Source organism: Notoacmeibacter ruber (assembly GCF_003668555.1).
Classification (GTDB): Bacteria; Pseudomonadota; Alphaproteobacteria; order Rhizobiales; family Rhizobiaceae; genus Notoacmeibacter; species Notoacmeibacter ruber.
This window is the reverse complement of sequence record NZ_RCWN01000001.1, coordinates 788,161-800,712: the sequence shown is the minus strand read 5'-3', so window position 1 is coordinate 800,712 and position 12,552 is coordinate 788,161. Positions and strand designations below refer to the sequence as shown.

The 12,552-nt window shown below is 60.2% G+C and carries 14 protein-coding genes; 4 read left to right on the top strand and 10 right to left on the bottom strand.

The annotated features are described in order from the left end of the window. Complete coding sequence (gene coxB / locus D8780_RS03755) at positions 1–909, bottom strand: cytochrome c oxidase subunit II (protein WP_121644420.1); 909 nt, start codon at positions 907–909, stop codon at positions 1–3. A gap of 334 nt (positions 910–1,243) precedes the next feature. Here coxB and D8780_RS03750 point away from each other — a divergent pair, with 334 nt between their 5' ends. The 4 genes from D8780_RS03750 to D8780_RS03735 all read left to right on the top strand — a co-directional run bounded on the left by D8780_RS03750 (position 1,244) and on the right by D8780_RS03735 (position 4,777). Continuing rightward, on the top strand, positions 1,244–1,765 hold the full coding sequence (locus D8780_RS03750; protein ID WP_199699550.1) for an invasion associated locus B family protein: 522 nt from the start codon (positions 1,244–1,246) through the stop codon (positions 1,763–1,765). Positions 1,766–1,864: 99 nt separating this feature from the next. Then, positions 1,865–3,289: a metalloprotease TldD gene (tldD, locus tag D8780_RS03745; RefSeq protein WP_121644418.1), complete on the top strand. Its 1,425-nt coding sequence runs from the start codon at positions 1,865–1,867 to the stop codon at positions 3,287–3,289. A gap of 105 nt (positions 3,290–3,394) precedes the next feature. After that, complete coding sequence (locus tag D8780_RS03740) at positions 3,395–3,967, top strand: type 1 glutamine amidotransferase domain-containing protein (protein WP_121644417.1); 573 nt, start codon at positions 3,395–3,397, stop codon at positions 3,965–3,967. A 93-nt stretch (positions 3,968–4,060) separates the two neighbouring features. Continuing rightward, a complete protein-coding gene (locus D8780_RS03735) occupies positions 4,061–4,777 on the top strand; it encodes an NAD-dependent deacylase (protein WP_121644416.1) in 717 nt (238 codons plus the stop codon). Between the two features lie 3 nt (positions 4,778–4,780). Here D8780_RS03735 and D8780_RS03730 read toward each other — a convergent pair whose 3' ends face one another. The 9 genes from D8780_RS03730 to fabI form a co-directional block, all read right to left on the bottom strand. Continuing rightward, on the bottom strand, positions 4,781–6,046 hold the full coding sequence (locus tag D8780_RS03730; RefSeq protein WP_121644415.1) for a class I SAM-dependent RNA methyltransferase: 1,266 nt from the start codon (positions 6,044–6,046) through the stop codon (positions 4,781–4,783). After that, positions 6,043–6,798 (bottom strand): TlyA family RNA methyltransferase, encoded by a 756-nt coding sequence (locus D8780_RS03725; protein ID WP_121644414.1) that lies wholly within the window; start codon positions 6,796–6,798, stop codon positions 6,043–6,045. Before D8780_RS03725 ends, D8780_RS03730 begins: the two co-directional genes overlap by 4 nt. Positions 6,799–6,892: 94 nt before the next feature. Then, entirely contained in the window at positions 6,893–7,144 is a 252-nt protein-coding gene (locus D8780_RS03720) for an exodeoxyribonuclease VII small subunit (RefSeq protein WP_281004559.1), read from the bottom strand. Between the two features lie 3 nt (positions 7,145–7,147). Continuing rightward, the gene (locus D8780_RS03715) at positions 7,148–8,083 is read right to left on the bottom strand and encodes a histone deacetylase family protein (protein ID WP_121644413.1); all 936 of its coding nucleotides are present in this window, start codon (positions 8,081–8,083) and stop codon (positions 7,148–7,150) included. Positions 8,084–8,125: 42 nt separating this feature from the next. Continuing rightward, positions 8,126–9,130 carry a hypothetical protein gene (locus D8780_RS03710; protein ID WP_121644412.1) on the bottom strand — a complete coding sequence of 335 codons (1,005 nt, stop codon included), beginning with the start codon at positions 9,128–9,130 and terminating at the stop codon, positions 8,126–8,128. Beyond that, entirely contained in the window at positions 9,127–9,558 is a 432-nt protein-coding gene (locus D8780_RS03705) for a pyridoxamine 5'-phosphate oxidase family protein (RefSeq protein WP_121644411.1), read from the bottom strand. Before D8780_RS03705 ends, D8780_RS03710 begins: the two co-directional genes overlap by 4 nt. Positions 9,559–9,622: 64 nt before the next feature. Then, positions 9,623–10,729, bottom strand: a complete 1,107-nt coding sequence (gene aroC / locus D8780_RS03700; RefSeq protein ID WP_121644410.1) for a chorismate synthase — start codon at positions 10,727–10,729, stop codon at positions 9,623–9,625. An 81-nt stretch (positions 10,730–10,810) separates the two neighbouring features. Then, positions 10,811–11,416: a histidine phosphatase family protein gene (locus D8780_RS03695; RefSeq protein ID WP_121644409.1), complete on the bottom strand. Its 606-nt coding sequence runs from the start codon at positions 11,414–11,416 to the stop codon at positions 10,811–10,813. Positions 11,417–11,447: 31 nt separating this feature from the next. After that, complete coding sequence (gene fabI / locus D8780_RS03690; protein ID WP_121644408.1) at positions 11,448–12,272, bottom strand: enoyl-ACP reductase FabI; 825 nt, start codon at positions 12,270–12,272, stop codon at positions 11,448–11,450. Between the last annotated feature and the right edge of the window lie 280 nt (positions 12,273–12,552).

Here is a 12,552-nt window from a genome sequence, read left to right as displayed (position 1 = left end):
TTACTCCGTCATCGTCGGGGAAGCGCCAACGCTCGCGTCGGCCAGTTTCTTGCTCTTGTCCGCCTCGATCGAAGCCAAGAGCTGCGTGAAGGCCCCCTGAAGGTCGCCGCCCGCAGACTGAATGAAGTTGTTGTACTGATCACGGCTGACGACCCGGATCGCGATCGGCATGAACGCGTGGTCCTTACCGCAGATTTCGGAGCACTGTCCGTAATAGAGCCCTTCGCGCTCGGCGCGGAACCAGGTCTCGTTGATACGTCCCGGGACCGCGTCGTTCTTGATACCGAAAGCCGGCATGGCGAAAGCGTGAATCACGTCGGCGCCAGTAACCAGAAGCCGAACCGTCGTATCGACCGGCACGACCATCTCGTTATCGACCGCCAGCAGGCGCGGATATTCCTCCAGATCGGTCTTACCGCTGCCTTCGCGGTCACCATCGGCCAAAATGATGGAATCGTAGGAAACCGCTTCGGCATCTTCGGCGCCTTCGGCAGGCTGGTACTCATAACCCCAATACCACTGGTAGCCAGTAGCCTTCACGGTCAGTTCAGGCTCGGTGTCCGGCGTGTACTGGGCCGTCAGAAGGTTGAAGGAGGGAATGGCGATCAGAAGGAGTATCAGAACCGGCGCCGCCGTCCAGATCACCTCGATGATGGTGTTGTGGCTGGTGCGTGAAGGGACCGGATTACGGCTTTCACGGAACCGGAACACCACAAACAGCAGCAGAAAGAGGACCAGCAGCACGATCGGTATGATGAACCAGAACGTGTATTCTTCGAACCACACGATCTGTTCCATGATCGGCGTCGCCGCCGGCTGCAGCGTAAACTGCCACTGCTCCGGCTTTGCCGCATTTGCCGCTCCGCCACTGACAGCAACGGCCAAAAGGCTGGCAAGGACTGTCTTCATTGCCCTATCGTCTCCTCGATCGGAATGTCCGAGACGGCCCTTTCACTGGCGAAGGACCGCCCATCGTGAGCGCTCTAAAACCATACTCCACGCGACTCTGCAACATGCCGTGCAGTACCGTCGCTGCCTCCCAGAGCGCAAAGAATAGAGTCATTCTAATATGTGGGCGGCGTTTCGAAAAGACCTACAATGCTGTTTCCTAAGCCCTTCTGTGCGGTGCGGCATCCCTCATTTCGACGCAATACGATGAAAGGCCTGTACCCCCGCGCCATAGAATGGCAAAACAGCCTCAACCGCGCCATGCTGGCCCAAACGAATCGCTCGGAGTCCCCCCGTGACGCTCTCCTTTTCCCGGTTCCAGACCACCCTTTTCCTTCTCGCCGGCCTACTCGCCCTAGCGGGCCCCGCGCCGGCAGGAGCGCAGGAAGGTGTCGTGAAAGAGACCTTCGGAGAATGGAAGCTCGTCTGCGATACGCCGGCGGGCGCCTCCTCCGAGCAGTGCGCGATCATCCAGCTCGTGCTGGATGAAGAGGCCGATATTGGCCTCTCCGCCATTGTTCTGCGCACGGCCGATGGCAAGGCGGAGCTTCTGCGCGTCGTCGTGCCGCTCGGCGTCGTCTTGCCCAACGGCCTTGGCCTTCTGGTCGACGAGAAGAATATCGGCAACGCCCAGTTCACATCCTGCCTTGCGGACGGGTGCTACGCCCAGGTCGTTCTCAACGACCAGCTTCTGGAGACACTCAAGGAAGGCGACAGCGCCACCTTCGTCGTCTTCAAGACGCCGGAAGAGGGGATCGGGGTTCCGATCGAGCTCGACAGCTTTGCAGAAGCCTACGAGGCGCTGAGCGCAAACTGACGCAAATGACGGCACTTTTCCGATCGTGACGCTGACGCAGGCGCGCGCTCATCCTATATGCGCGTGCACAAACCATCGGTAAAACACGAAGGAAGCGTCATGACCGAGAGCCTCGTCGAGCAGTTCGACATATCGCCGGAAGAGGTGCGTTCCATCGTAGCGGAAGCTGTCGGCCAAGGCGACGATGGCGAGCTCTTCCTGGAGTATATGGAGAGCGAAGCGCTGGCATTTGACGATGGTAAGCTGAAGACGGGCAGCTTTTCGACCGATCGTGGCTTCGGCCTTCGCGGTGTGGCAGGCGAAGCCACCGGTTATGCACATTCCTCTGATATGTCGGCGCGCGCGCTGCGCAATGCCGCCTCCACCGTCAAGGCCGTCACCGCCGGGTATTCCGGCACTGTCGACGAATCTCCGGCAGGCACCAACCGGAAACTTTATGGCGACGGCAATCCGATCCTTTCGCCGGGCTTCGATGAAAAAGCGCAGCTTCTGCAGACGATCGACGCCTATCTGCGCAATCGCGATCCGCGTGTCCGTCAGGTCAGCGCGTCTCTTGTCGGATCCTGGCAGCATGTGGAGATCCTGCGTGCCGATGGTCATCTGGTACGAGACGTTCGCCCGCTGGTTCGGGTCAATATCTCCGTGATCGTTGGTGAAGGCGATCGACAGGAGACGGGCAGTGCGGGAATGGGCGGCCGCAGTGCGTTCGGCGCGTTCATCGCAGAGCAGAATTGGCAGGCGGCGGCGGAGGATGCACTCCGCCAGGCGCTGGTCAATCTGGAAGCGCGCCCTGCCCCGGCCGGAAGTTTCGATGTGGTTCTCGGGGCCGGCTGGCCGGGCGTGATGCTTCATGAAGCGGTCGGCCACGGCCTCGAAGGCGATTTCAATCGCAAGAAGACAAGCGCGTTTTCCGATCTGATGGGCAAGCAAGTGGCCAGTCCCGGTGTAACGGTGGTGGACGATGGCTCGATCGCCGACCGGCGCGGCTCCCTGACGATCGATGATGAAGGTACGCCGACGCAGCGCACCGTTCTGATCGAGGATGGCGTTCTGGTCGGCTACATGCAGGATCGCCTGAACGGTCGGCTCATGGAAGGCCGCTCCACCGGCAATGGCCGCCGCGAAAGCTATGCCCATGCGCCCATGCCCCGCATGACCAATACGATCATGGAGAGCGGCGACCGCGATCCCGCCGAAATCATCGCTTCGGTGAAGGACGGTATCTATGCCGTCTCTTTCGGCGGAGGCCAGGTGGATATCACCTCCGGCAAGTTCGTGTTCGGTTGCACCGAAGCCTACCGAATCGAAGATGGCAAGGTGACCCACCCGGTTCGCGGTGCGATGCTGATTGGCAACGGACCGGAAGCGATGCGGCGGATCGACATGATCGGCAATGATTCAAAACTCGATAGCGGTATCGGCATGTGCGGCAAGGCCGGACAGGGCGTTCCGGTCGGCGTGGGTCAGCCTCATCTTCTGATGCGCAACATGACGATTGGCGGAACCGAGGCGAAGTCCGCCTGAGATTGCAGCAGTGCCGCACTGTTCATCGCAATTGATCTGAATTTATCGGAACGTCGCGCGCCACGAGCCCGTTTCTCCCTCAACACGAAACGAAGGGAGAATCCCATGAAACTGCAAGGCAAGAAGATCGCCGTGCTCATTGCGCCGCGCGGAACCGAAGAGCCGGAATTCGTTCAGCCCAGACAGGCCGTCGAGGCCGAGGGCGCCGAGGTGACCGTTATCAGCCTGGAAAGCGGGACGGCAAAAACCGTCAATAGCGATCTGGACCCGGGCGGCGAGTACAAGATCGACAAGACCTTCGATGAGGTCTCTGCCGATGATTTCAACGGCCTGATCATCCCTGGCGGCTCGGTTGGAGCGGACCGTCTACGCGCTGACGAAACGGCGGTGGCGTTCATCCGTAAATTCTTCGAGCAGAAAAAGCCGGTCGCGGCCATCTGCCACGCGCCATGGACCCTTGCCGAAGCGGATGTCCTGAACGGCCGTAAGGTCACATCCTTCCATTCCATCAAGACCGATCTGCGCAATGCCGGCGCGGAATGGGTGGATGAAGAAGTCGTCGTCGACGAAGGCCTTGTGACCTCCCGCAATCCCAATGACCTCGACGCATTCTGCGCCAAGGCAGTGGAAGAGTTCTGCGAAGGAAAGCATGACGCCCAGAGCCGCAGCGCGGCCTGAGCCGATCTACCATTGACGAGAAAGAACGGGGCGATCATTGATCGCCCCGTTTTCTTGCGTCCGACATAACTCAAAGAAAAGAAAGAGATCGCAATGAGCGGCAGTCGCAACATCGTCGTCCTGACAGGAGCAGGAATTTCCGCCGAGAGCGGCGTCGATACCTTTCGCGATGAAGGCGGCATCTGGAGCCAGGTCCGGCTGGAGGACGTGGCGACGCCCGAAGGCTTCGCCGCCGATCCGGTTCGTGTCCAGAGTTTCTACAATGCGAGGCGGGCGCAGCTGCCGCTGGTCGAACCCAACCCTGCGCATTTCGCGCTGGCTCGCCTGGAGCGCGAATTTGAAGGTTCCGTCATGATCGTCACACAGAACATAGATGATCTGCACGAGCGAGCGGGGTCACAAAAAGTCATCCACATGCATGGCGAACTCAAAAAGGCCCTGTGTTGCGCATGCAAGAAGTCGTTTCCCCATGAGAGCGATCTTTCGCTTGAGGAAGCCTGCCCGAAATGCGGACAGGTCGGCACTCTTCGACCGGATGTCGTCTGGTTCGGCGAGATGCCTTATCAGATGGATCGTATCTACGACCTGCTACGGCACTGCGATCTTTTTCTGTCAGTGGGGACCAGCGGCAACGTTTATCCGGCTGCGCAATTCGTTCAGGAAGCCGGTCAACACGGCGCTCACACGATCGAGATCAATCTGGAGCCTTCGCTCGGTGTCTCCGATTTTGAAGACACCCGCCACGGCAAGGCCGGCGAGCTGCTGCCCATTTTCGTGGATGAGCTTTTGACCGGCAGCTACCATTTTTGAGAGTCAGCGGCGCCGACGCGACTTGCCCGGCTTTTCCAGAAGAGCCAACACTTCGAGATGCGGGCTCCAGAGGAACTGGTCGATCGGCGTGATCGACTTGAGCGTATAGCCGCCATCCAACAGGATGGAGAGATCACGCGCGAGCGTAACCGGGTTGCAGGAAACGGCAGCGAGCCTCGGCACATCGCTTTTCGCCAATTGCCGGCACTGATCCTCCGCACCGGCGCGGGGTGGATCGAAGACCACCGCGTCGAATGACTTTAGCTCTTTCCAGGTCAGCGGCCGGTCGAACAGATCGCGTTTTTCGACCGTCACCTGCCTAAGCTTTTCTCCAAATCGGAAGCCGCTTTGCAGGGCAGCGAGTGGCGCGGCTTCGCCCTCAACCGCGTGCACATTGGCTTTGCGCGCCATCCGAAGTGCGAAGGTACCGCATCCCGCGAAAAGGTCGGCGACCATCTTGGCCCCTTTGACATGCTCCACCACAAGAGAGGCCATTGCCTCTTCGGCACTTGGGACAGCCTGTAAAAAGGCACCAGGGGGCGGCGTGACCTTCGCCGTCCCGAAAACGATGTCCGGCTTCACCGGCTCGACGAGAATTTCTCCATTCCAAGAGACCCTCGCGAACCGCAACTCCAGCGCTAGCGCGACCACCGCATGGCGGACTTTTTCATCTGGCGCGGAAAGTCCGGAAAGGGCCACGTCGAGGCCGGTTTCCGTCGTTGTTACCGTCATGGAAAACGGCGCCGTGCCGGTCGCAACCGCCTCACCCAATAGACGAAGAGCCGGAAGTGACGCGACGATCGCTGGGTCGGCAATGATACAGGTCTCAATCGGCACGATGCGGTTGGAGAGCGCGGCGTGAAAGCCGAGCAGCAGGCCCGCCTCCGTCCGACGAACGCCGAACGTCACGCGGCGGCGTGCCTGCTCGGGACAGTCGATGAGCGGCGCAACTTCAATATCGATGCCGCGGCTCTTCAGCGCATCGACCAGCTTCTCACGTTTCCACGTGGAGTAGGCTCGCCGCTCCCAATGCTGTAGCGCGCAGCCGCCGCAATCGCCGAAATGCGGACAGGGCGGCTCGACCCGTTCGGATGAGGGTTGCAGAATGGCGATGGATTCGCCGCGCCCGTTCGTAACAGCGGCGCTGACGGTCTCGCCCGGCAGTGTGAACGGAATGAAGGCAGTATTCCCGGCCTCGTCGCCGGCAATGCCGTCGCCCTTATTGCCGATCTGCCGTATCGTCCACCTGACGGCAGCGGCAGCGCTCACTCGGTGTTCCTCACGCCGGCAAGAAGAAATTCGCGATTGCCTTCGCCGCCGAGAATGGGACTCGGAACGACGCCCAGTGAACGCCAGCCCTTCAGCCGGTCGAGCCACATTCGAAGATCGTGGGCGACGGCTTCGGCGACCGCGACATTGCGCACGATGCCGCCCTTTCCGATCATCTCCGGCGAAAGTTCGAACTGTGGCTTCACGAGAAGGACGCAGCGCGCGCCAAATGGCGCCAACTCAAGGGCGGGCTTCAGCGCCAGTCGCAAGGAGACGAAGGAAACGTCCGAGACGATCACATCCGGCCGATAAGGCAAATCGTCCGATTTCAGGTCGCGGGCATTGAACCGCTCCATGACCGTCACGCGGGGATCGTCGCGGAGACTCTGATGCAACTGATCGTGGCCAACGTCGAGGGCGACGACATGCTCCGCGCCCTCTTCAAGCAGCACCTGCGTGAATCCTCCGGTCGAAGCACCGACATCGAGAGCTTTCGCTCCCTGCACGCTCAGACCAAACGATTCGATGGCATGATCCAGCTTCAGCGCGGCCCGCGAAACATAATGGAGGGCCGGATCGTCGACCCGGATTTCACACGCGGTTGAGACCGATTGTCCGGGCTTTTCCGCCGGTCGGCCGTCGACCTGAACGGTGCCGCGCAAGATCGCATCGCGAGCGCGTGAACGGCTGTCAAAGACGCCGCGCTCGAGGAGGATCTGATCCAGTCTCTTTCGCGCTTCCACAAAACCCATGACAGAGGGGTGCACTGAACCGGCGCGCTTATCAAGTGCAATGACGCGTCATGCACTCAATTGGCGAGATCGAACGGACGTTGAGACGGCATCGTCACTCCGGGTCGAGTGGCTCTGTTCCGACAGGTTCACCCTCTCGCGACAGGCGGATCTTCTCGACCTTGTCTTCCGCACTTTTGAGGAGAGTATCGCAACGCACCTTCAGCGCTTCGCCCCTCTCATAAAGGGCGATCGAGCGCTCAAGCGCGACATTGCCCTCCTCCAGAGCCGTCACGATCTTTTCCAGCTCGGCCATTGCGGCCTCGAAAGATAATGTCTCGACAGGCGGATGCTCGTTTTCAACCACTTATCAACCCTCCATCAGGCGGCGAATATGGGTGCCGGCGCCCGACGCCAAGCCCATAAGATCGTATCCGCCTTCGAGGTAACTGACGACACGATGGTCGCAGACCGCTCCTGCCACGTCGAGCAGCTTACCGGTCGCCCAGTCGAAATCGTCTTCCACCAGATTGATGTTGGAAAGCGGATCGCGATGGTGCGCGTCGAATCCCGCGGAGATAATCAGAAGGTCGGGCCTGAATTTCACGATGGCCGGCAGCACCCGCTCATTGAATGCGGCCCGGAATGCATCGCCATCATCCCCCGCCGAAAGCGGCGCGTTGACGATATTGTCGTGCGCCCCGGTTTCATCTTTCGCGCCGGTGCCGGGATAGAGCGGCATTTCATGCGTCGAACAATAAAGGAAGTTCGGATTGTCCCAGGCAATGTCCTGAGTGCCATTGCCGTGATGAACATCGAAATCGACCACTGCGACGCGATCTGCCCCCTTCTTCAAGGCATGCAGTGCGCCGATCGCCGCCGTGTTGAAAAAGCAAAATCCCATCGCCTTGGTCTTTTCGGCGTGGTGGCCGGGTGGCCGGGCGGCGATGAAAGCGTTGTCCATCTCACCGGCCATCACGTCATCCACAGCGCTCAAGCCTGCGCCGATCGCGCGCAGCGCAGCTTCCCAGCTTTTCGGGCTGGCCACCGTGTCGGCATCGAAGCGGTAAAGTTCTTCGGAGCCTTCACGCGGGATTGCGGCACGGACAGCCTCGAGATGGCCCTCTGGATGGGCCATCAGGATCGCCTCTTCAGGACCGACGGGTGCCTCTACACGGATCAGGTTCTGAAAGGCTTCATGGGTGAGCGCTTGCTCGACGGCGGCCAGTCTCTCCGGTCGTTCCGGATGCCCCGGTCCGGTCAGATGCTCCTGAAAGATCGAATGATGATAGAGGCGTGTGGTCATGTTTCTTTGTCCCCTTTTCAGACGAGACGGCCATTGCGTCGGTCAAGGACGTCGCACCGCGTAGAGCTCGCCCTCTACTGATCGCATTACGATGGCATTGCCGACAAGAGCGATGTCGTCGCCAATCGTGAAATCCAGCGGCAAACGATGGGTCACAGCAGGCCCGTCTCCCAAGATCAGGACCTTGAGCCCCTTCTCCGGAACCGCCCATTTTTCGCCCTCGCGGACGGCGAGCGACTGATCTCGGCTGCCAATGGCATGATTGGAAAAGGCGATGTCGCCTCCCAACTGCCGGGGCTCGGAAAGTTCCCCATCCTCGAATTGCCATTCCAACAAAGGCCCGCCCAAATGCGGGGTCATGACAGACATGATGGAATTGTCGTCTTCAACAGGCAGCGGGTTCAGCCAACGTCTGGCCTGGCCGGCGGGCGCGCTGGCGGCGCGTTCCGCCAGACTATCGCCGACAAGGCCCCATACCGACAGTCGCGAGCCCGCATCGCCATCACTGATGATCGTGACGATTTCGGTTCGCCCATCGCCATCCAGATCCACCAGACGGGGTGTCAGATCCTCAAATACCGAATCGGAGGGCAGTTCGGCCCGAAACGTCTCGCCTTCACTGCTTCTGGCAATGAGGGCAGACGCTTCGAATTCATCGCCCAGTATGCCGTGATCGTAGCGACGGGTCGGCCCAGCATACCAGGCCTCCGTCAGATCGCCGCCGTCGCGCTCCGCGATGGTGCCATCCGGCATCCCACCGCCCGGCGTCGGACGGGGTAATTCGACACCTCCGACAGGTTCGGCACAGACGGCTGTCGCCTCACAAGGCGCCAGCCGCAAATAGCCATCGTCGGTCAGCAAGAAGGCGCCATCAGCCAGCAGCAAGACATCCTTCGCAGAAGACGGCAACGGAACGCGTTCGACCGCCAGTTCGCCGTCGGGCTCGGATTCGGCATTCGCGGCATGGGCAGCCGCACCGCCTAATATCATTACGAGAGCCATGGCCCGGCAGAGATCGAAGACTGTTTTGGCCTTATATCCGATCAAACCGACCGGTCCTCCAGAACAAGTTCGCCATTTTCTTCGCCATCCCAATAGGCGAGCCGCTCGGCGGAAACCTCGATCAGGACAAGGCCCTCGGTATCGACGCCCTTCGGAAACCAGCGATCGAGATCCGGTACCCAATGCTCGGCGAATGTTTCACGATCCCTGCTGATTTTGGCCTTTCCCTCGAGCGCCAGCGAAAACCAGTTTTCGCCCTGAAATGTGAGACAGACCTGACCGTCGTTCTCGATGTCGGAGACCATGCGACTGTCGTCCAGCGTGAAGAAATAAGACGTGCCGTCATACTCGACATCGGAATTGTTGCTCATCGGTCGCGCGCCGATCCGATTGCCAGCGGTCTTGCTGCACAACATGCAGATATCGATCTTGGCCATGCGGCCAGCCAGGTCGAATAATGATTTCTGTGTCATTTGTGATCTCCGTGTCGCGTCCACGATAACGCACGGATCGGGCCAGAGTTCGACGGCTGCCGCCCTAGATTCGGCCGGTCTGTCCGCGATGCATCAAAAAGGCGTCGGCGATTGCGCAGGCGACCATAGCTTCTCCGATCGGTACCGCGCGGATGCCGACGCAGGGATCGTGCCGACCCTTTGTCACCACCTCGACCTCGTTGCCCTGGCGGTCGACACTGCGGCGAGGCGATAGGATGGACGAGGTCGGCTTGACGGCGAAACGCGCGACGATCGGCTCTCCGGTTGCAATACCGCCTAAAATTCCGCCCGCCTTGTTGGAGAGGAAGGTCGGCCTGCCGTCTGAACCCATCCGCATTTCGTCAGCATTTTCGACGCCGGTGAGACGGGCAGCGTCGAAGCCTTCACCGATTTCGACGCCCTTCACGGCGTTGATGCTCATCAGGCCGGCCGCAATCTCTGTATCCAGCTTGGCGTAGATCGGCGCGCCAAGCCCGGCAGGCACGCCATCGGCAACGATTTCGATGATCGCGCCGACACTATCATGCGACTTGCGGATCTCATCGAGATACGCCTCGAAGACCGGTATCGAGGCTTCGTCAGGCGTGAAGAAGGGATTGTCCTCGCGTTCGACGAGATCCCAATCCCAATTGCCGCGGTCGATATTCTTTTCACCGATAGCGACAATCGCACCCCGCACCCTGAGGCCGGGCACAACCTTGCGCGCAAGGGCACCAGCGGCAACGCGCGCCGCGGTCTCACGAGCGGAGGAGCGGCCGCCGCCCCGGTAATCCCGCAAGCCATATTTGACGTCGTAGGTGTAATCGGCGTGACCCGGCCGGTATTGCTCCGCGATCTGCCCGTAATCCTTGGAACGCTGATCGGTATTCTCGATCATCATCGAGATGGGCGTCCCGGTGGTGACCAATCCGTCTCCGTCGGGGCCCGACTTCTCCATCACACCGGAAAGGATCTTCACCTCATCGGCCTCGCGGCGCTGGGTGACAAAACGGCTCTTGCCGGGTTTGCGTCGGTCCAGTTCGTGCTGGATATCGGCAGGGGTGAAATCGATTCCCGGGGGGCAACCGTCAATGACGCAGCCGAGAGATGGCCCATGGCTTTCGCCCCAGGTCGTGACCCTGAAAAGATGGCCGAAACTGTTGTAGCTCATCACCGCGCCCTTCCCTACTGCCTCAGCCGGAACGGGCTTCTCCTAGACGCTTGCCTTGGCGCCGGCAAGGCACCGAAACCGCTAGAGCCAGCCGATCGCGCGGTTCACGATCCGGGCAACGCGGTCCTGGGGAACAGCCATCGCAGCCGCGTCATCCTCGCTCAGGCCACCGAACAGCCGGAATGCGCATCGCAGAATGCCGCCATGCGCAACGCAGACCGTGGGACGATCCTCAGAGAAACGCTCGTCGAAGAAAGGACGCACCCGACCGAGCAGATTCTGATAACTTTCGGCGCCCTCTCCCGGCGGAAGGTAGTTCCACTTGTCGGCGTCACGGCGCACCGTGACGCCCGGCTCGCGACGTTCCAGTTCTTCGAAGGTTGAACCTTCCCACGCCCCGAAGCTGAGTTCCTTCAAGCGCGGGTCGGTGCGAAAATCATCCTCGGGCAACCCCATGCCCTGCCGAAGCAAGCGCATGGTCTGGCAGGTCCGCAACATGGGCGAAGAGACGAAGATGTAAGCTCCAACCGTCTCGCCAAGGTGATTGCCGAGCGACCTGCCATTGGCCAGCGCCTGCGCCTTCCCGGTCTCGTTGAGCGGACGGTCGGTCTGGCCCTGAAGCCGGCTCTCGGCGTTCCAGTCGGTTTGACCGTGGCGAATGAGATAAATCGGCGCGGAATCCGGCACGGACGCCCCTTATGCGGTTGAAACTCTTCTCTCAGTTGTCGCCAGTCGCCACCGCGATGTCTGGCGCGTCGACGGATTTCATGCCGACGACGTGGTAGCCGCTATCGACATGCAGCACCTCGCCGGTCATGCCCCGACCGAGATCGGAAAGAAGATAGAGCGCGGAATCACCGACCTCCTCGATGGTGGTGTTACGCTTCAAGGGCGAATTCAGTTCGTTCCATTTCAGGATGTAGCGAAAATCGCCGATGCCCGACGCCGCCAGGGTGCGAATCGGACCAGCCGAGATGGCATTGCAGCGAATGCCGCGATCACCGAGATCGACCGCGATATAGCGCACGGATGCTTCCAGAGCGGCCTTGGCTACACCCATAACGTTGTAATGCGGCATGACCTTCTCGGCGCCGTAATAGGTCAGCGTCAGCATCGAGCCACCATCATTCATGATCGCTTCGGCGCGGCGCGCAACAGCCGTGAAGGAGTAGACCGACACATCCATGGTGCGCAGGAAGTTCTCGCGACTCGTCTGCAGATATTTGCCGTCCAGTTCGCTCTTGTCCGAAAACGCGATCGCATGAACGAGAAAATCGATCTTGCCCAACTTCTCTTCGAGCGTGGAAAATGCCGCATCGATGGAATCCGGATCGGTGACGTCGCAATCGGCAACCAGCAGCGCATCGAGTTCCTGACCAAGCGGTTCGACGCGTTTCTTCAACGCATCGCCCTGCCATGTCAGAGCAATTTCGGCTCCTGCGTCCCGGAGCGATTTCGCAATACCCCAAGCGATCGACTTTTTGTTGGCGAGACCCATGATCAGGCCTTTCTTGCCTGCCAACAGCCCAGTAGTATCAGCCATATATGAACTCTCCAGACGCATGCGCTGAGCGGAAACACTCCGCGTCGCTATCGCACAAGCATCATGGGCGTTCAAGTTCACCGCTCCGCCCGCCTTTTTCAAATGACGGCCAAGAATTCCAGCCGTTTATGGACCACGGTCCGTAAAATATAACTGGGAACACGCGTTAGAACGACTCCCACCCGTGCATACCCCGGCTTCCATCAGCGACGCACAGGCATCGTCGATCGTGCTTATCAACACAATTGTCATTACGGCTTTGCAGGATGCGTGAGCGTAT